This window comes from Parvibaculum sp. (assembly GCF_019635935.1).
Lineage (GTDB): Bacteria > Pseudomonadota > Alphaproteobacteria > Parvibaculales > Parvibaculaceae > Parvibaculum.
Window position 1 is genome coordinate 3,083,575 of sequence record NZ_JAHBYN010000001.1, and the last position, 19,860, is coordinate 3,103,434.

General features: G+C 66.5%; 16 protein-coding genes. All 16 read left to right on the plus strand.

Features of this window, described 5'->3' with window-relative positions; all coding sequences use genetic code 11:
• The first annotated feature begins 67 nt into the window (after positions 1-67).
• The 16 genes from ccmE (at position 68) to KF719_RS15295 (ending at position 19,859) form a co-directional block, all read left to right on the plus strand.
• A complete protein-coding gene (ccmE, locus tag KF719_RS15220) occupies positions 68-550 on the plus strand; it encodes a cytochrome c maturation protein CcmE (protein WP_293509744.1) in 483 nt (160 codons plus the stop codon).
• A 10-nt stretch (positions 551-560) separates the two neighbouring features.
• Positions 561-2,549 carry a heme lyase CcmF/NrfE family subunit gene (locus tag KF719_RS15225; RefSeq protein ID WP_293509746.1) on the plus strand — a complete coding sequence of 663 codons (1,989 nt, stop codon included), beginning with the start codon at positions 561-563 and terminating at the stop codon, positions 2,547-2,549.
• Positions 2,550-2,553: 4 nt separating this feature from the next.
• A complete protein-coding gene (locus KF719_RS15230; RefSeq protein ID WP_293509748.1) occupies positions 2,554-3,033 on the plus strand; it encodes a cytochrome c-type biogenesis protein in 480 nt (159 codons plus the stop codon).
• Positions 3,034-3,097: 64 nt separating this feature from the next.
• Positions 3,098-4,633 (plus strand): DegQ family serine endoprotease, encoded by a 1,536-nt coding sequence (locus tag KF719_RS15235; RefSeq protein WP_293509750.1) that lies wholly within the window; start codon positions 3,098-3,100, stop codon positions 4,631-4,633.
• Positions 4,634-4,682: 49 nt separating this feature from the next.
• Positions 4,683-5,360, plus strand: coding sequence for a response regulator transcription factor (locus tag KF719_RS15240; RefSeq protein WP_293509752.1), 678 nt, complete (start codon positions 4,683-4,685; stop codon positions 5,358-5,360).
• Positions 5,347-6,747, plus strand: a complete 1,401-nt coding sequence (locus tag KF719_RS15245) for a HAMP domain-containing sensor histidine kinase (RefSeq protein ID WP_293509754.1) — start codon at positions 5,347-5,349, stop codon at positions 6,745-6,747. Before KF719_RS15240 ends, KF719_RS15245 begins: the two co-directional genes overlap by 14 nt.
• Before the next feature lie 23 nt (positions 6,748-6,770).
• The gene (locus KF719_RS15250; RefSeq protein ID WP_293509756.1) at positions 6,771-9,743 is read left to right on the plus strand and encodes a bifunctional [glutamine synthetase] adenylyltransferase/[glutamine synthetase]-adenylyl-L-tyrosine phosphorylase; all 2,973 of its coding nucleotides are present in this window, start codon (positions 6,771-6,773) and stop codon (positions 9,741-9,743) included.
• Positions 9,744-9,958: 215 nt separating this feature from the next.
• Positions 9,959-11,557 (plus strand): NAD(P)/FAD-dependent oxidoreductase, encoded by a 1,599-nt coding sequence (locus tag KF719_RS15255; protein WP_293509758.1) that lies wholly within the window; start codon positions 9,959-9,961, stop codon positions 11,555-11,557.
• A gap of 5 nt (positions 11,558-11,562) precedes the next feature.
• Positions 11,563-13,104 (plus strand): NAD(P)/FAD-dependent oxidoreductase, encoded by a 1,542-nt coding sequence (locus tag KF719_RS15260; protein ID WP_293510669.1) that lies wholly within the window; start codon positions 11,563-11,565, stop codon positions 13,102-13,104.
• Positions 13,101-14,396: an aminomethyltransferase family protein gene (locus KF719_RS15265; protein WP_293509760.1), complete on the plus strand. Its 1,296-nt coding sequence runs from the start codon at positions 13,101-13,103 to the stop codon at positions 14,394-14,396. Before KF719_RS15260 ends, KF719_RS15265 begins: the two co-directional genes overlap by 4 nt.
• Positions 14,397-14,611: 215 nt before the next feature.
• Positions 14,612-15,340 carry an EF-hand domain-containing protein gene (locus KF719_RS15270; RefSeq protein WP_293509761.1) on the plus strand — a complete coding sequence of 243 codons (729 nt, stop codon included), beginning with the start codon at positions 14,612-14,614 and terminating at the stop codon, positions 15,338-15,340.
• A 106-nt stretch (positions 15,341-15,446) separates the two neighbouring features.
• Positions 15,447-16,028 carry an RNA polymerase sigma factor gene (locus KF719_RS15275; protein ID WP_293509762.1) on the plus strand — a complete coding sequence of 194 codons (582 nt, stop codon included), beginning with the start codon at positions 15,447-15,449 and terminating at the stop codon, positions 16,026-16,028.
• A gap of 21 nt (positions 16,029-16,049) precedes the next feature.
• The gene (locus KF719_RS15280) at positions 16,050-16,547 is read left to right on the plus strand and encodes a hypothetical protein (protein ID WP_293509764.1); all 498 of its coding nucleotides are present in this window, start codon (positions 16,050-16,052) and stop codon (positions 16,545-16,547) included.
• Positions 16,544-17,074, plus strand: a complete 531-nt coding sequence (locus KF719_RS15285; RefSeq protein WP_293509765.1) for a periplasmic heavy metal sensor — start codon at positions 16,544-16,546, stop codon at positions 17,072-17,074. Before KF719_RS15280 ends, KF719_RS15285 begins: the two co-directional genes overlap by 4 nt.
• Positions 17,075-17,120: 46 nt before the next feature.
• Positions 17,121-18,461, plus strand: a complete 1,341-nt coding sequence (locus KF719_RS15290) for an FAD-binding oxidoreductase (RefSeq protein ID WP_293509767.1) — start codon at positions 17,121-17,123, stop codon at positions 18,459-18,461.
• A gap of 54 nt (positions 18,462-18,515) precedes the next feature.
• A complete protein-coding gene (locus KF719_RS15295) occupies positions 18,516-19,859 on the plus strand; it encodes a glutamine synthetase family protein (protein ID WP_293509769.1) in 1,344 nt (447 codons plus the stop codon).
• The last annotated feature ends 1 nt before the right edge of the window (position 19,860 follow it).

The window sequence follows — 19,860 nt, forward strand, 5'->3', positions numbered from 1 at the left end:
CCGCTATATCTCAGCTCGTCCACACCGCGCCGGCCGACAACAGAGCGTCCGGAAAACAGGAAACGCCATGACGCGCAAGCAGCGCCGCGCCGCATTCATCGCTATCGGTCTTGCCATTCTGGCGCTCGCCGTCGGGCTGGTGCTTTATGCGATGCGCGACAACATCGTCTTCTTTCACAGCCCGAGCGACGTCGTCGAACGCGAAGTCGCGCCCGGCCAGCGCATCCGCCTTGGCGGTCTGGTGGAAGCGGGTTCGGTCGAAACGCTTGCCGACGGCGCGGCGCGCTTCGCGGTCACCGACATGGTCGAGACGATCCGGGTTACCTATCGCGGCATCCTGCCGGACCTGTTCCGCGAGGGGCAGGGCGTCGTCGCCGAGGGCGTGCTGCTGGAAGACGGAAGCTTCGCCGCCGACACGGTGCTTGCCAAGCACGACGAAACCTACATGCCGCCCGAAGTCGTCGACGCGCTGAAGCGCACCGGCAACTGGCAGGGCGAAGGCGCCGAGGCGTCGCACGCCGAGACCTACGGGCAGGGCGCTTATCCATGATTGTCGAGCGATGATTATCGAGATTGGCCATTTCGCGCTGGTGCTGGCGCTTGCCGTTGCCGTCGCGCAGATGGTGGCGCCGATGCTGGGCGCGCATCGCCGCGACGCGACGCTGATGGGCATTGCCGGGCCGGCGGCGCTGCTGCAATTCGCGCTGGTGCTGCTCGCCTTCGCCGCCCTGACATGGGCCTTCCTCGTTTCCGATTTCTCGCTGAAACTCGCCTACGACAATTCGCATTCGGCCAAGCCGCTGATCTACAAGATTTCCGGCGTCTGGGGGAACCATGAAGGCTCGATGGTTCTCTGGGTGCTGATCCTCGCGCTGTTCGGCGCGATGGTGGCGCTGTTCGGCGCCAACCTCCCGGCAACGTTGCGCGCCCGCGTGTTGTCGGTGCAGGCCTCGATCGCGGTCGCTTTCCTGCTCTTCGTCGTCTTCACCTCCAATCCGTTCGTGCGGCTCGACCCCGCGCCTTTCGAGGGCACAGGGCTCAACCCGCTGCTCCAGGACCGCGCGCTCGCCTTTCACCCGCCCTGGCTCTATGCGGGTTATGTCGGCTATTCGATGACGTTTTCCTTCGCTGTCGCGGCGCTGCTGGAAGGCCGTGTCGACGCAAGCTGGGCGCGCTGGGTGCGGCCCTGGGCGCTCGCCGCCTGGCTCTCGCTCACCATCGGCATCGCGATGGGTTCGTGGTGGGCCTACTACACGCTCGGCTGGGGCGGCTTCTGGTTCTGGGACCCGGTCGAGAACGCTTCGCTGATGCCGTGGATCGTCGGCACGGCGCTGCTCCACTCGGCCATCGTCGCCGAAAAACGCGGCGCTCTGAAGAGCTGGACGCTGCTGCTCGCCATCATCGCCTTCTCGTTGTCGCTGCTCGGCACGTTCCTCGTGCGCTCCGGCGTGCTGACATCGGTCCATGCCTTCGCCGTCGATCCCGAGCGCGGCATCTTCATTCTCGGTATTCTAATTTTCTTCGTCGGCGGTTCGCTGGCGCTTTATGCGTGGCGCGCGCCGCTCTTGAAGACGGACGGCATTTTCGCGCCGGTCAGCCGCGAAGGCGCATTGCTGGTCAACAATCTGCTGCTTGCCGCCGCAACCGCCGCCGTATTCTTCGGCACGCTCTATCCGCTGCTGCTCGATGCCCTGGACGGGCCGAAGATTACCGTTGGCCCGACCTTCTTCAATCTCACCTTCGCACCGATTTTCATTGTGTTGCTTGTGTTGGTGCCGTTCGGGCCCTTGCTTGGTTGGAAGCGCGCCGACATTCAGGCCGCCGCCGAGCGCCTGATGGCTGCGGCCGGGCTCGCCTTCGTCGCGATGCTGGTTGCCTACGGTTTCATGTGGGACGGGCCCTGGCTCGCACCGCTCGGCATCGCGCTTGCCGTCTGGCTGGTGGCCGGTGCAGCGTCGGAGATCGCCTACCGGATCAAACTCTTTTCGGCGCCCCTGGCCGAGAGCCTCGGCCGCGTCCGCCGTTTGCCGCGCGCCGCATGGGGCATGGCGCTGGCGCATGGCGGCCTCGGCATCGCGGTTGCCGGCATTGTCGGCGTCACAGCATGGCGCGCCGAAACCATCGTCGCACTCGCGCCGGGCGAAAGCGCCGAACTTGCCGGCTACACGCTGACGCTTGAAGCGGTCGGCATGCGCGACGGGCCGAATTTCGAGGCGACGACAGGCATCGTCCGCATCGATCGCGGCGAACGCTTCGTCGCCCGCCTGATGCCGGAGAAGCGCCGCTTCCCGGCCGAGCGTCAGGAGAAAACCGAAGCCGGCATCCACACCAATCTGGTTTCCGACATCTATGTCGTACTCGGGGACGTGGCGGGCGAGGGCAAATGGGTCGTGCGCGCCTACCGCAATGCACTGGCGCCGTGGATATGGATCGGCGGCATGATCATGGCGCTTGGCGGCGCCATATCGCTGACCGACCGGCGCCTGCGCGTCGGCGCTCCGGTCAATGCAAAAATCCATGCGGGCGCGCGGCCCGCCGCGGCAGAGTAGGGCGATGCGCACGGGCCTCGCGGCTTTTCTGCTTTTGCTGGCGCTCGCCGCGCCGGGCTTTGCCGCACTCGACCCGAGCGAGATGCTCGACGACCCCGCCGCGGAAGCCCGCGCCCGCGCCATCTCCAAAGAACTCCGCTGCATGGTTTGCCAGAACCAGTCGATCGACGATTCCGATGCGGAACTGGCGCGCGATCTCCGCATGGTGGTGCGCGACCGCATTCGCGCCGGCGACAGCGACGCCGAAGTCTTCGATTTCGTCGTCGCCCGCTATGGCGATTTCGTGCTGATGACCCCGCCTTTCAGGCCCGAGACATGGCTGCTCTGGCTGGCGCCCGGCCTCGTGCTGATCGTCGGCGGCGGCATCGTACTGCTGACCCTGCGCCGGGTGCGCGCCGCCGGCGCCGGTCCCCGGCTCACAGCCGAGGAAAAAGCCCGGCTGGCGGCCCTGACCGGCCCGGACGACGCCGAAAAGGCCGAATAGGGCCGCCTTCTTTTCGCCTTACAGATTTGTAATATCCCAGACATGAATTGGTAAGGATCGGGACATGATGCTGATCCTCAAAGCCTATCGAGCAATGATTGCCGCCGTCCCGGGCGGCCCGTATCCACAGGAGTTGATCGCGATGACGACCGGCGGAAAGAAATACTTCGTTTCCATGGCCTGTGGCGCGTTGGCGCTGGCGCTCGTTGCGCCGGGCGTTCAGGCGCAGCCGCTCGACACAAGATCGGCCGCACCCGCCACCGCCGAGCTTGAACGTTTGCCGAGCTTCGCCGATCTGGTGGAGAAGGTGAGCCCCGCCGTGGTCAGCATTCGCGTTGCCGAGGAGCGCAGCGTTCGCGCACCGGCCGGCACGCCCGACCTGCCATTCCCGCCCGGCAGCCCCTTCGAGCGCTTCTTCCGCGATCTGCAGCCGCAGGACCCGGGCAACGCACCGCGCGGCCGTCAGGCAACCGCGCTGGGCTCGGGCTTCATCATCTCGGCCGACGGCTACATCGTCACCAACAATCATGTCGTCGGCGACGGCAAGGACATCACGGTGGTCCGCAACGACGGCACGGAAATGCCGGCCAAGCTCGTCGGCCGCGATCCGAAGACCGATCTGGCGCTGGTCAAGGTCGAGAGCAAATCCGATCTGCCCTATGTCGCCTTCGGCGATTCCGACACGGTTCGCGTCGGCGACTGGGTGCTGGCGGTCGGCAATCCCTTCGGTCTCGGCGGTACGGTGACGACCGGCATCGTTTCGGCGCGCGGCCGCGAAATCGGCGCCGGTCCCTATGACGATTTCATCCAGATCGACGCCTCGATCAACCGCGGCAATTCCGGCGGCCCGACCTTCGACGTGCGCGGCAACGTGATCGGCGTCAACACGGCGATCTTCTCGCCGAGCGGCGGCAGCGTCGGCATCGGTTTCGCCATTCCCGCTTCGATCGCCTCCAAGGTCATCGCCGACCTGAAGGACAGCGGCCGCGTGACGCGCGGCTGGCTCGGCGTCACGATCCAGCAGGTCGACTCCGAGATGGCGTCCTCCCTCGCGCTCGACAAGCCGCAAGGCGCGCTTGTGGCGCAGGTCGCCGACGACAGCCCGGCCAAAAAGGCCGGTGTCCAGATCGGCGACGTCATTCTGAACGTCGACGGCAAGGATATGGAAGACGTGCGCGCGGTGAGCCGCACCGTCGCCGAACTGAAGCCCGACACGCGCTCGAAGATCGTCGTCTGGCGCGACGGCAAGCGCCGCACGCTGACGGCGAATATCGGCACCTTCCCCGACACGGTCGATGTCGCGGCCGCCGAGCCGGGCGAAGCGCCGGCCGCCACCGCGACGAAGAGCCTCGGCCTTGCGCTGACGCAGACGCCGGACGGCGTCGTGGTGCAGAGCGTCGATCCCGCGAGCGACGCGGCCGAAAAGGGCATACGGCCCGGCGACGTGATCGTGAAAGTCTCCGGCAAGGACGTGAAAAAGCCCAGCGATGTCGTTGCCGGCGTCGAAGAGGCGAGCAAGGCCGACAAGAGCTCGGTGCTTCTGCTTCTGCGCAGCGAGGAACAGCAGCGTTTCGTCGCGCTGTCGCTCAACAAGTCCTAGGCGCCGCGCCCTATCCGCCGCCGCCGCGATACGGGAGTTTGATCGAACGATGCGCATTCTGGTGATCGAGGACGATCTGGAAGCCGCCGCCTATGTCGTGAAGGGCCTGCGCGAAAGCGGGCACATCGTCGACCATGCGGCGGATGGCGAGGAAGGGCTGACCTTGGCCTTCTCCAGCACCTTCGACGTGATGATCGTCGACCGCATGCTCCCCAAGCGCGACGGCCTGAGCGTCGTCGAGACGCTGCGCGAGGAGGCCGTGCGCACACCGGTGCTCTTCCTCTCCGCGCTGGGCGAGGTCGACGACCGCATCAAGGGCCTGAAGGCGGGTGGCGACGACTACCTGACCAAGCCCTATGCCTTCGCCGAACTGCTGGCCCGCATTGAAGTGCTGGTGCGCCGCTCCAACCCCGATCAGGTCCGCACCCGCCTCCAGGTCGGCAATCTCGAAATCGACCTGCTCGCCCGCAAGGTGGTCCGCGAAGGCACCGAAATCGACCTTCAGCCGCGCGAATTCCGCCTGCTCGAATATCTGATGAAGCATGCCGGCCAGGTCGTCACGCGGACCATGTTGCTGGAGAACGTCTGGGAGTATCATTTCGATCCGCAGACAAACGTGATCGATGTGCATATCTCGCGGCTGAGAGCCAAGATCGACAAGAATTTTGAACAGCCGCTCTTGCATACCGTTCGGGGAGCCGGATACTCGCTACGTGCCGCTGACTAATCTCCTCAAGACCTCGACCTTTCGGCTCGCGGTCATCTATCTGGCGCTGTTCGCCGCTTCGGCGATCACGCTTCTGGCCTATGTCTATTGGAACACCGCCGGCTTTCTGGCGCGCCAGACCGACGAGGCGGTGGAAGCCGAAATCACCGGTCTTGCCGAACAATACCGGCAGGGCGGGTTGCCGCTGCTGGTCCATACGGTGATCCAGCGCTCGCGCGATCCCGGCCAGAGTCTCTATCTGGTGCTCGATCCGGCCGGCCGCGTCCTCGCCGGCACGCTGGACGCGCGCCCCGCCATCGAGGTCGGCGCCGATGGCTGGTTCGACTTCGACTACAACCGCAAGACGCTCGACGGTACCGAAGTGAAGGCCGCCCGCGCCCGCGCCTTCTTTCTGCCGGAGGGCTACTACCTGCTGGTCGGCCGCGACGTGCAGGAGCGCCGCGAGATCGAAAACCTCATCACCAATGCGCTGATCTGGGCCATCGCCATGACGGTCGCGCTCGGCCTTGCCGGCGGTCTGTTTATGAGCCGCAACATGCTGGCCCGCGTCGACGAAATCAACCGGTCGAGCCGCGACATCATGGATGGCGACCTCTCGCAGCGCCTGCCGATCGCCGGAACCGGCGACGAGCTCGACCAGCTCGGCCGCAATCTCAACGCGATGCTCGACCAGATCGAAGCGCTGATGACCGGCATGCGACAGGTCACCGACAACATCGCCCACGACCTCCGCAGCCCGCTCAACCGCCTGCGCAATCGCCTCGAAGTCACGTTGATGCAGGAAGCCTCCCCCGCCGACTACCGCCATGCGCTCGAGCGAACCATCGCCGAGGCCGACAATCTGCTCAGCACGTTCAATGCGCTGTTGATGATCGCACGCGCCGAAGCCGGGTCGCTGCGCGAGGCGATGACGTGGGTCGACCTCGCCGCAATCGTCAACGACGCCGCCGAACTCTATGAGCCTGTCGCCGAGCAGAGCGGCCTGACCCTGCGGGTGGACGTGCAAGAAGGACTGCAGATTCGCGGCAATCGCGAGCTGCTGTCGCAGGCGACCGCCAACCTGATCGACAACGCGCTAAAGCATGGCCTTCCGCAGTCCGGCGACGCCGAGCACATCATCACGGTGTCCGCGATGCCCGATCCGGCGCGTCCGGGCCGCGGCGTGGTTCTCGCCGTTGCCGACCGCGGCATCGGCATTCCGGCCGGCGAACGGCATCATGTGCTCGAACGTTTTGTGCGCCTCGAAGCAAGCCGCAACACGCCGGGCTCGGGCCTTGGTCTCAGCCTCGTTGCCGCCGTGGCGCGGCTGCACGGCGGGCAGATCGAACTGGAAGACAACAATCCCGGCCTCAAGGTCAATCTGCACCTCCCGGTCATGGGCCGCTGACGAGCGAACAGGGGAATCGGCAAGTGACAACGGCAAGCGGCGCAAAGACGCTGCGCGAATGGGCGGCCAAGGCGCCGCCCTCATATGACGGGAGCCGCGTCGCGCGCGAAATCGAAGACCTCGAAGCGTCGGCCGCCGCGGCGCAGGACGACACGGCGCGGGAGATCGCGGCCCTTCTCGGCGACAAGGACGTTCGGCATCTGCTGGCTTCGATCCACGGCAACTCGCCTTACCTGACGCGCATCCTGCGTCGTCACCCCGAATGGTTGCCGCGCCTTCTCGCCAGTGCGCCTGACGCAGCGCTTGACGATGTGATCGGCCGCGTCCGCGCCGCCACCGACTGCGATACGCAGGCCGGCATCATGGCCGCATTGCGCAACGCCAAGGCCGAAGCGGCGCTGCTGATCGCGATTGCCGATCTCTGCGGCGCCTGGCAACTCGACGAGGTAACGAACGCGCTGACCTCGTTCGCCGACGCAACCGTCAATGCCGGCATCGACTGGCTTCTGGTCAACGCGGCGAAACGCGGACAGGTCTTGCGCGCGCCCGAGGAAATGTCAGCCGAGGGCTCCGGTCTCGCCGTTCTCGGCATGGGAAAATACGGCTCGCGCGAACTCAATTATTCGAGCGACATCGACCTCGTCGTCTTCTACGAGCCGGGCCAGCTTCCGCTCAAACCCGGTCTCGACGACAGCGATTTCTTCGTCCGTCTGACGAAGGACCTCGTCAAGCTGATGCAGGAACGAACCGAGGACGGCTATGTCTTCCGCACCGACCTGCGCCTGCGCCCCGATCCCGGCGGAACGCCGGTCGCCGTGTCGCTGCCCGCCGCCGAAAGCTATTATGAAAGCCGCGGTCAGAACTGGGAGCGCGCGGCCTTCATCAAGGCGCGCGCCGTCGCCGGTGACATCGCAGCGGGCGAGCGCTTTCTGAAAATGCTGACGCCCTACATCTGGCGCAAGAATCTCGACTACGCGGCCATCGACGACATTCATTCGATGAAGCGGCAGATCCATGCCGTCGGCGGTCACGGCGTTGTCGCCGTCGCCGGACACAACATCAAGCTTGGCCGCGGCGGCATCCGCGAAATCGAGTTTTTCGTCCAGACGCAACAATTGATCGCCGGCGGCCGCGACCATGATCTGCGCGGCAAGAAAACCTGCCCGATGCTCGACGAACTGGCTCGCAAGAAATGGATTGTGCCCGAAGCGGCCGTCGAACTGAAGGACGCTTATCGTTTTCTGCGCACGCTCGAACATCGCCTGCAGATGATCGACGACGAGCAGACCCATGCGCTGCCGAAAAACGACGAGGGCCTCGATCATGTCGCATGTTTCATGGGCTTCGACAGCCGCGCCGCTTTTTCGGAGGCGCTTACGAAACAGCTTCAATGCGTGCAGGGCCACTACGCGAAGCTGTTCGAGACGGCGCCGCCGCTGGGCGAGGAGGGCGGCAGCCTTGTTTTCACCGGAACGGAAGACGATCCCGAAACGCTCGAAACACTGCGCGGCCTCGGCTTCGAGAAAGTCTCGGAAATGTCGGAAGCCATTCGCGGATGGCACACAGGCCGTTTTCTCGCCACGCGGACGCCGCGCTCGCGCGAACTGCTGACAAGTCTGATGCCGGCGCTGCTGCGCGCCCTCTCGCGCACATCGAGTCCCGACACGGCGTTTGCCCGCTTCGACCGCTTTCTCACCGGCCTGCCGGCAGGCGTGCAGCTCTTCTCGATGCTCTATTCAAATCCGAGCCTGCTCGACCTGCTTGCCGGCATTTGCGGAACCGCGCCGCGCCTCGCGCGCTATCTGAGCCAGAACCCGCGCGTACTCGAAGCGGTGGTCGACCCGAATTTCTTCAAGGTGCTGCCCGATCCCGAAGACCTGCATCGCAGCCTGGAAAGCGCGCTGGTTCATGCCGCCGACTATCAGGACACGCTCGATTTCGTGCGCGTCTGGGCGCGCGAATATCGATTCCGCCTCGGCGTTCGCGTGTTGACGGGCAGCGCCGATGCCGAGGAGGCGGGTCCGGCCTACGCGGCGCTCGCAACCGAGCTGGTTGCCGCGCTGGCGCCGGTCGCCGAACGCCGTGTCGGCGAAAAGCACGGGAAAATGCCGGGCGGACGCTTCGCGGTCGTCGCGATGGGCAAGCTCGGCAGCGAGGAGATGAGTGCAAGTTCCGATCTCGACCTTATCGTGATCTACGATCTCGAGGATCCGGATGCGATGTCGGACGGCGAACGCCCGCTCTACGCGGCGCAATACTACGCCCGCGTCTGCCAGCAATTGATCGGCGCACTGACGGCGCCGACGGCCGAGGGCAAGCTCTACGAAGTCGACATGCGGCTGCGTCCCTCCGGCAACGCCGGACCCATCGCAACGGGTTTCGACAGTTTCGTGGCCTATCAGCAAGAGGAAGCCTGGACCTGGGAGCACATGGCGTTGACGCGCGCCCGTCCCGTTTCGGGGCCCGCCGAACTGCGGACAAAAATTGCCGAAGCGATCGGCGAGACGCTGCGCCGCCCGCGCGACAAGGTAAAGATCGCCGCCGACGTCGCCGACATGCGCGCCCGCATCGAGAAGGAACGCGTCAGCACCGATCCGTGGGAGCTGAAGCATGTGCGCGGCGGCCTCGTCGATATCGAATTCATCTGCCAATTTCTTCAACTGGTGCATGGCCACGAACATCCGGAAATCCTGCACGCCCACACGCGCACGTCGCTGTCGCGCATCGCTGCGGCGGGGCTCTTGCCGCCCGACACCGCCGACATGCTGGTCGCCGCCGTCGAACTCAATCTCAACCTGACGCAGGTCATCCGCATCTGCGTCGAAGGCGTCTTCAATCCAGGCGAAGCGACGATCGGCCTCAAGTCCTTGCTGGCGCGCGCCGGCAACGCGCCCGATTTTGCCGCGCTCGAGGCCGAGCTTCTGGAAAATCAGGCCCGGGTGCGCGGCGCATTCGATGCTATCGTCGTTGCGGCCGCGGGCGCCCCGGCTGGCTGACTCCTTGCAGCGCAGCCATGCGGGCCGGGAAGAGCGATGCGTTAATCCTGCAACGGGTTTGCGCGCAGAAGACAAGGAAATCCCGGACATACATGGTTAATCGCCCGGTAGCGTTGTGCGCGACCGGGAAACCTCCGTCTTCGAAGCGTGTCAATACGGCACGTTTCGGGTAGGTAGAACCTGAGGCGGACGGAGCGCATGTGGAGTAACGGCGCATGGAGCGTCACGATGCGATCGTCATAGGCGCCGGCCTCAACGGTCTGACAGCCGCGGCCAGTCTGGCGCGCGCCGGTCTCGGCGTTCTTGTGCTCGACCGCAATGCGGCGCCGGGTGGCTTGTCTGCGTCGCATGAGATCGCGCCGGGCTTTCGCGTGCCGCGTTACGTGCTGGGCGCGGGCGGTCTGCCTGCGCGCCTTGTCGCCGACCTCGATCTCGCCCGCCACGGCCTGCGCTTTGTTCGCGCCGAAGGCGGCGTCACGATCTTTCCCGACGGCCGCTACCACGCGAGCTACCGCGACGGCGATGTCCACCGGCGCGAACTTGCGCGTTTTTCGCGCCGTGACGCCGACGCCTGGACGCGCTATCGCCGCGACATGCTGCGCGCCGCCCGTGCGTTGACGCCGCTGCTTGAGGGTGCGGTGGAATTTCCGGTGACGCGCGGGCTCTCGGCCTTGCGGGTGCGGCTCGGTCTTGCCGACAAGGTTGCCGCCATCGATACCGACGAGCGCCGCGACGCATTGCGTCTGTGGGCGCTTTCCGCCGCTGAATTTCTGGACAGCTATTTCGAATCCGACGATGTGAAGGCGCATCTCGCCGCCGCCGCGATGATGGGCGGCACGCTGGGGCCGCTGTCGCCCGCCAGCGCCGGCCGGCTCTCGACGCCCTGGCTCGCGGCCCGCGGCGATGCCTATGGCGGCGCGCCCGACATCCTCTTGCCGCATGGCGGCCCGGCCGCGCTGACATCGGCGCTTGTTGCGGTCATCGAGGCACATGGCGGTCGTTTGCGCATGGATGCCGAAGTCACCGACGTCGCGATGCGCGATCTCAAGGTGCGCGGCGTTGTGCTGGCCAATGGCGAGGAAATCGGCGCCAGCGTCGTCCTCTCCGGTCTCGACCTGAAACGCAGCTTCCTCAGCCTCTTTCAGTGGAAGGACCTGCCCGACGGCCTTGTCGGCCGCGTCGGGCGCTTCCGCATGAAAGGCGCGACGGCCAAGGTCAATCTCGCGCTCGACGCCGCGCCGGAATTTCCGGGTCTTCCCCAGGGTTGCCCGTCAGTTGCCGGCGGCCTGCGGCTTGCCGGTTCCATCGGCGAGATGCAGCACGCATTCGACGACTGGCGTGCCCGCATCCCGCCGCGCAATCCGCCGATCGAGGTGCTGATCCCCTCACTTTCCGATGCGACATTGGCGCCGGCCGGATGCCATGTGCTTTCGGCGCTGGTTCAGTACGTGCCGGAGACATTGCATGACGGCCCGTGGAACGCGGAGCGGCGCGAAGCGCTGGGCGACCTCGTCGTTGCGCGGCTTGAAGCCACAAGCCCGGGCATCGCCGGCCGCATCGTCGCGCGCGAGGTGCTGCTCGCCGCCGACCTCGAGGACCAGATCGGCCTGACCGCGGGCGACATTGCGCATGGCGAAACGACGCTCGACCAGATGTTCGTCAATCGCCCGCTGCCCGGCACCGGTGGCTACGATACCGAACTCGAAAATTTCCATGTCTGCTCGCCGAGCGCCCATCCCGGCCCGTTGCTGCCGGGGCAGGCCGGCGCCAACGCCGCCGCACGCGTTCTCGCGCTTCACCGGAAGCGGAGGTGACGCGCATGGCATGGGGCGGGCGCAAATACGATGCAATCGTGATCGGCGGAGACCTGAACGGTCTTGCCGCCGCGGCTTATCTCGGCCGCGCCCATCAGCGTGTCCTGGTACTGGAGGAAAGCGCGACGCTCGGCGGCGTCGCCGTCACCGGCGAGATCATGCCCGATTACAGCGTCTCGACCGTTGCCCATCTCGTCGAGGCGCTGCCGCGTAGCGTCGAACGCGATCTGAAACTCGCAAGGCACGGCCTGCGCATGGCGGCGCGCGACATGCCGACCGTGGCGCTCGACCGCGACGGCAAGCATCTCGTCGTGCCGCGCAACCGCAAGGACATCGCCGCACTGGCCGTCGTGCAGCCGAAGGACGCCGCTGCCTGGCGCGCGTTCGACCGGCGCATGAAGGCGCATGCCGCGCTGCTCGCGCCGTTGTTGCTCGACGACGCGGCGCCGGCCGCATCCGGCCTTCGGCGTCTCGTCTGGCGCGCCGGGTGGAATCGTGCCGACAGGCTGGTCGACCTGCTGCATCTGTTGCCGCAATCGGTCGGCGATCTTCTGGATGCCGAATTCGAATACCCGTTGCTGAAAGGCGCACTCGCCCTCGACGCGGTATTGGGCGGCGCCGACGGGCCCTATGCCCCCGGCACCGTGCTGCGCCTTCTTCACCGCATGGCGATGCGCAGCCTCGGTCGCGGGCTGTCCGTTCCGGTCGGCGGCCTTGGCGCGGCGACGGATGCACTGGCCGCCGCTGTCGCCGCCGAACGTGGCGAGATCCGCACCGGCGTTCGCGTTTCGCGCCTGATGGTCGAAGGCGGCGCCGTCGCCGGCGTCGAAACGTCGGACGGTGTCGCGATTATCGCGCCGCTGGTTGTCTCGAGCCTCGACCCGCGTTTCACCATGCTCGAACTTCTCGGCGCCGCGCATATCGAAACGGAAGAGGCGCGCCGTCTCGCCCGCGCGCCGCGCCCCGGCAGTGTCGCGAAGGTCAATCTGGCGCTCGACGGGCTTCCCGAATTTCGCGGCCTTGCGCCCGCCATGTGCGGCGCCCGGCTGCTGGTCGCGCCATCGCTCGACGCCGTCGACCACGCCGCGACCGATTTCGGCCAGCGCGCGCTTGCCTCCGAGCCGGTCATGGAAATCACCATCCCGAGCGTCGTCGATCCGGCGCTGGCGCCGGCCGGTCATCATGTGATGTCGGTGCTGGTGCCTTTCATGCCGCATGATGTCGAAGGCGGCTGGCCGGCGCGGCGCGACGAATTCATGCAGCGCGTGACGAAAACCATCGCGCAGTATTCGCCGGATTTCCCGGACCGCCTGATCGCCGGCGATGTGCTGACGCCGCCCGACATCGAAACGAGGTTCGGCCTTCCGGGCGGCGACTGGTATTGCGGCGGCGCCCGCGTGGCCGACCTTCCCGGTCCCCGCGGTCCGGCGACGCCGGTATCGGGCCTCTGGCTTTGCGGCCCCGGCACCCATGCCGCCAGCGGTGTCACCGGACTTCCCGGTCGCGACATGGCGGCGGCTTTTGCTGCGGAAAGGGGGCGCCGATGACACCGGACACGATGGCCCCGCCTCTGCACGACGACGAAGCCGGCCCGCTGCGCTCCGGCATCGACCCGCTGGACGAGCACGCAGCCGTCGACCCCGCCTTGTTCGAACCGCCCGCCGGCGAGCCGCCTTTCGCGCGCACCGTGCTGACGACGCCGCTTCATCTCGCGGTCGCCGCCGAAAGCCGCGTCAATCGCTGGACGCGCTGGAACGGCTTCACGGTCGCCTCGGTGCTCACCGATACTGACGACGAATACCGCGCCCTTCGCGGCGCGGCGGCGCTTGCCGATATTTCGCCGCTCGCCAAATACCGCATCGCAGGGCGCGACGCGCATGTCTATCTCGACCGCCTCGTCACGCGCGATCTCGGACCGCTGGCCGTCGACCGCGCGCTGCACGTGCATTTTTGCGAGGAGCACGGGCTGGTGGTCGGCGATGGTCTGCTGTTCCGGCTCGGCGACGACGAATATCGTCTGGTCACGGAGGAAACGCATCTGGCCTGGCTGATGGACAGCGCCATCGGCCTGCGCGTCCGTGTGGAAGATGTCGGCGACACGCTGGCGGCGATGAGCTTGCAAGGCCCGCTCGCCGCGGTCTGCCTCGCCGAGGCAGGCCTCACAGGGATCGAGCGGCTGGCGCCGATGGCCGGCTGCTGGGCGGCCGCCGCCGGCATGCCGGTCTATGTCAGCCGCACCGGCACGAGCGGCGATCTCGGCTACGAGATCTGGGTCGATCCCGACGACGCACCCCATGTCTGGCGCTATCTCACCGATGTCGGCGCGCCGTTCGGCCTGCGCGCTTCGGGTTTCCGCCTGCGTGAGCTGGCGCGCCTTGAAGCCGGCTTCGCCCGCGCGGGCCGCGACTGGCTCGGCGCCTTCGCCGCCATCGACCCCGCTCATGCGCGCACGCCCTTCGAACTGGGCGCGGGCCATCACGTCGCCTTTGACAAACCGTTCTTCAACGGCCGCGCGGCGCTTACCCGTCTCGCGGCGGCGCCGGCCCGCAGGCTGGTCCGCCTCGCGATCGAGGGGCTCGAGCCGGCGCGGTTCGTGGGCGTTCACGCAAACGGCCGCCAGGTCGGCATCGCCACCACCAGCGGTTTCTCGCCCGCGCTCGGCCAGAATATCGCGCTGGCGACGCTCGAGGCGGGGTCGCCCACGGCCGGGCTGACGGTCGATGCCGAAATCCGCGACGAACTCGCGGTTCGCCGCGTGTCGCTGCCCGCCCGCGTGGTGGACGAACCCTTCTGGGCGCCCGCCCGCCGCCGCGCGGTTCCGGCGCCCCTGACCGCCTGAAACTTCCTTTTCCGCCACCGACGGAATTCCCGGCCCCCGCCGTTGATTGAATAACGAGCGGCCGGCAGGCGTTTCTGCCCATTAGCCCCCCGAACGGCAAAGCCCGGCCGGCCGCTCGGGTTCCCGGAGCCCGCGATGCCGAAGTTGGCGCGTCCGCGAAGCTTCGGGAACCCGGAAAACCCAGGGGTACAGACCTGGAAAACAAGGAATTAGAGATGCGCAAACTGAAATATGGACTTCTTGGCGGTGCAGCGGCTCTTGCGGTCGCCGTCGCTCTTCCGATGACCGCTTCCGCCTGGGGCGGCAAGGGCCATCACGGCGGCAAGATGTTCGAGATGCTCGATACCGACAAGGACGGCGCGATCACCGCCGCCGAGTTCGGTGCGCATGTCGAGAAGCGCTTTGCGAAGATGGACGCCGATGGCGACGGATTCCTCACCAAGGACGAAATGACCGCCGCGCGCGAAGAGATGCGCACGAAATGGCGGGACCGCCGCGCTGGCACGGCCGAAGAGCGTTTCGCGGCAATGGATGCCGATGACGACGGCAAGGTGACGCTTCAGGAAATGAAGGACGCGGTCGCAAGCCGCATGGCCGAACACAAGAAGGATGGCGCGGAAAAGCGCGGCGAACGCCATGCAGCGCGCATTGAAAAGCATTTCAGCGCCATGGACGCCGACGGCGACGGCGCCCTGACGCTGGAGGAAATGCAGGCCGCCAAGAACCGCCCGCATCGTGGAGAGCGCGCCGAAGGCAAGCCGGAAGGCAAGGAGCGGGGCGACCGCTTCGCCCGTCTCGACACCGATGGCGACGGCCGTATCTCGAAGGACGAGTTCCTGGCCGGCAGCCAGAAGATGTTCGAACGCATGGACAAGAACAATGACGGCAAGATCGAGCGCAATGAAATGCGCGGCGGTCATGGCAAGAAGTCGAAATCCGAGTAATCTCGGGGTCCGGTTTCGAAATGCGGAGGATGCTGGCGAAATCCGGCATCCTCCCGCGACCGTCCGGCGGCTTCGTCCGCGGGGACGGCAAGGAGGGGTCTTTCGGTTGGACGCAGCGTCGGATGACGATCTGGTGGCCGCCGTTGCCAAAGGCGACGAGGCTTCCTGTCGTCTGCTGATGGAGCGGCATCTGCCGCGCATGGTCGCGCTGGCCCGCCGCATGCTCGGCAACCAGGCGGACGCCGAGGACGTGGCGCAGGAGGTTTTCCTGCGCGTCTGGACCCATGCCGAACGCTGGCAGCCGGGCAGGGCGCAATTCGGCACCTGGCTTCACCGCGTGGCCACCAATCTCTGTCTCGACCGCCTGCGCAAGCGCCGGCCCGAGAACATCGACGACATTCCCGAACCCGCAAGCAGCGATCCGCGTCCGGACGAAAATCTGGAACGCCGCGAACTGGCCGAACGGGTGGAAGCCGCCTTGCAGGCGCTCCCCGAACGTCAGCGCACGGCCATCGTGCTTTCTCATTATCAGGGCCTCACGAACATTGAGGCGGCTGAAATTCTCGAAATCAGCGTCGAAGCCGTGGAATCGCTCCTCGGCCGCGCCCGGCGGCAGCTTCGCCTGGCGCTGGCGACGGAAAAGGACGAGGTGCTGCGTTCAAACCAGCGAAGCGCCTCAAATGTTTGAAGGCATACGGAAACCGGAACAATGACGAACGAAATCACGATTGAGCGCCTGAAGGAGATTGTCGACGCATGGGGTGCGTCGCCGTCCCGCTGGCCGGAGGCGGAGCGCGGACCGGCCGAAGCGCTGCTCGCGGCGTCTTCGGACGCGCGTGGTCTGGTTGCCGAGGCGCAACGTCTCGACGCGCTGCTCGACGCCGCGCCGGTCGAGGCGCCGTCCGCGGCGCTGATGGCGCGGCTGATGGCCGCCCGCCCGCGCGCCGCTGCAAGCGCAACCCCCCGTACGGTCGCCGAACCGCGCGGCTGGTGGCGTGCATTTGTCGACGCGGTCTGGCCCGATGGCTCGCCGGCTGTTGCCGCGGGCACGCTGGCGGCCTCCATCATGCTCGGCGTCATGGTCGGCAGCGCTGCCGACTTCTCGCCTCTGACCGGCGCGGAAACCGCCGCCGCAACGACGACAGACGACCAGCTGATCGCGCTGGCGATGGCCGACCTGGACTGGCCCGAGGAGTGGATGCAATGAGCGAAACACCCGAAACGTCGTCCGCAAAGACGCCCCGCCGCTGGCTCGGCCCGGCGCTGCTCGGCTCGCTGGCGTTGAACTTTTTTCTGATCGCGCTGATGGCGGTGCCTCTCGTCATGGGACCGCCGGATGGCAAGCGGCCCGGATCGCCCGGCATGTCGGGCATGTTCCACAGCCTCAAGGATCTGCCGCGCGAAGATCGCGAGGCGATCCGTCAGGCGATGCGCGGGCACTTCCCGGCAATCCGGCCGCATCTGCACGACATGGGTGCGGCGCGCACCGCGCTTGCCGATGCGCTCGCCGCCGATCCTTACGACGAGGCCGCCGCGCGTGCCGCCTTCGACACGATGGACGAGGCGATGCGCGAGATGACGGCCGTCACCCGCGACGCTATGCTGGCCGGGTTCGCGAAGCTGACGCCCGAACAACGCGAGCGCATGGCGCAGGCGATGCGTGACGGCGGCGATCGTTACAAGCCGCGCTGGCGCGAACGTCGGGAAGAAGGTCGCGGCGAACCGCGGGACTGACAGACACCGGCTGGCCGTTCCGGCTTCCGGAACGGGCGGGGTGAATATGAGCTGGTACCATCCGGGCATGTACGACGCGGGCGTGCCCGTCGGCAGCTTCTGGGAAGAGGAAGCGCCGCCGCTCGGCCCCGGCATCGATCGCGGGCCCGTCGGCAACGAAACCTGCGACGTCGCAATTGTCGGCGGCGGCTACACCGGCCTCTCCTGCGCGCTGCATCTGGCGCGCGATTTCAACATCGATGTCCGTCTCGTCGAAGCCGGCCCGCTCGCCTGGGGCGCTTCGGGCCGCAATGGCGGCTTCTGCACCTATCCGCCTTCGGGTCTCGGGCCGGGCGAACTCATCGCCCGCTATGGCGAGGCCGAGGCGAAACGCTTCATTGCCTCGCAGGTCGAAGCGGTCGATCTCGTCCGCGCGCTGGCGCATGACGAAAATATCGACCTCCAGCCGCAAGGCGACGGCACACTGCATGTCGCGCACCATCCGGCGATGTTCGCCGCGCTCGAAACTGAACGCGATCTGCTGAACGGCATGTTCGGCATTCCGGCCCGCCTGATGACGCGCGAGGAAGTCGCCGAAAGTGAATACGATTCAACCGAACAGTTCGGCGCGTTGCACAATCCTGTCGGCTTCGGCCTGCAGCCGCTGCGTTTTGCCCGCGGTCTCGCCGCCGCCGCCGCCCGCGCCGGTGCGAAACTGCACGGGTCTTCGCCTGTCTCCCATCGCGAAAAATCGGGCGGCTGGCATCATCTGGCAACGCCCGCCGGCACGCTGCGCGCCCGCCGTGTCGTCGTCGCCACCAACGGCTTCACCCGCGACGACGTCGCGCCCGGCCTTGCGCGCAATCTCGTGCCGGTGATGTCCAACATCGTCGTCACGCGCCCGCTGACCGCCGCCGAACTTGCGGCGCAGAACTGGCGCACCGAACGTCCTTGCGCCAACACGCGCCGCCTCCTGTTCTACTACCGCATGTTGCCCGGCAACCGCTTCCTCTTCGGCGCGCGCGGCGACCTGACCGGCCGCCCGGAAGACGCCGTGAAAATGCGCCGCTTCATGGAGCGCCGTCTCGGCGAGGTTTTTCCCGGTTGGCGCCATGTCGATATCGCGCATAGCTGGCGCGGCTTCGTCTGCATGACGGCGCGGCTCACACCCTCGATCGGCCGCATGGACGACGATGAGAGTGTCTATTTCGCGCTCGCCTATCACGGCGACGGCGTTTCGGCCGCCCCCTGGTCCGGACGCCTTGTGGCGCAACTCATTGGCGGCAAAGCCGAATTGGCCGATATTCCGGCGCCGATGCGCGGCCGCCCGCCGTCCATTCCTTTTCCGGCGCTGCGGCGCTGGTATCTGCAGGGGGCTCTCGGCTACTATCGCCTCCGGGACAAATAAGCTTGGAAAATCATGAGTGACCGGCAAAAACTCACTCCTCCGGAGTGGGCGACCTTGGGCGAATTCAACGCATTCCTCGCCGAGCATGGCGAGATCGATTATCTCGATGCCATTTTCGTCGATATGTGCGGCACCGTGCGCGGCAAGCGCTTCCCCTCGGAAGAGGCGGACAAGGTGTTCGGCGACGGCGTGCAGATGCCGCAGTCGATTTATTTCTTCGACGTAACGGGCGTCAACGAAGACATCCTCGGCATGGGCTTCTCCGACGGCGATCCGGATGCGCAGTCGCATCCCGTTGCCGGTTCCATTGTTCCGGTGCCCTGGGCGTCGATGAAGCAGGCGCAGGTGCTGATGACCATGGTCGACGAGGACGGTTCGCCGCTCCTTCTCGAACCGCGCAATGTCCTCGCCAATGTCGTGAAGAAGCTCGAGGACATCGGCCTCAAGGCGACGGTCGCCTGCGAATTCGAATTCTATCTTCTCGACAAGGACATGGACCGCAAGGGCCGCCCGCAGCCGCCGGTCAATCCCGCAACGGGCGCGCGTGAAACCGCGCATGAAGTCTATGGCATCACCGAGCTCGACGGTTTCATGGCGCTCCTGAAGGAGATAGACGAAGCCGCCGCCGCGCAGGGCGTGCCCGCTTCCGGCGCGACGGCCGAGTTTGCGCCCGGTCAGTACGAGATCAACCTGAAGCATGAGGACGATGCCATCCGCGCCGGCGATCATGCCGTCATGCTGCGCCATCTGATCGGCGCCATCGCCCGCAAGCACAATTTCCTCGCGAGCTTCATGGCCAAACCCTTTGTCGACCAGACCGGCAACGGCATGCATGTCCATTGCTCGGTGATGGATGAGAAGGGCAACAACATCTTCAACGACGGCACCGACGAGGGTTCGCTGAAATTGCGCCACGCGATCGGCGGGCTGCAGGCAACGCTCGGCGACGCGATGGCCTTCTTCGCGCCGAACCTCAATTCCTTCCGCCGCTTCGGGCCCAATCTCTTCGTGCCGGTCAACCGCACCTGGGGCTACAACAACCGCTCCGTTGCCTTCCGCGTGCCCAACGGTTCGGCGGAATCGCGCCGCGTCGAACATCGCGTCTCGGGCGCCGACGCCAATCCTTATCTGGTGCTAGCCGCCATCCTCGCCGGCATCCACCACGGCATCGTCAACGAAATCGATCCCGGCGAACCGGCCGAGGGCAATGCCTGCGAGATCATGGACGAAGGCATCCCCTTCTTCCTGCCCAGCGCATTGAAGCGCCTGCGCAACTCCGACGTCATGCGCGAATACTTCGGCGACCGTTACGTCGACGTCTACGCCGAAACCAAGATGCTCGAATACGACAAGTTCCAGCGCGCCATCTCGCCGCTGGAATATGACTGGTATTTGTAGG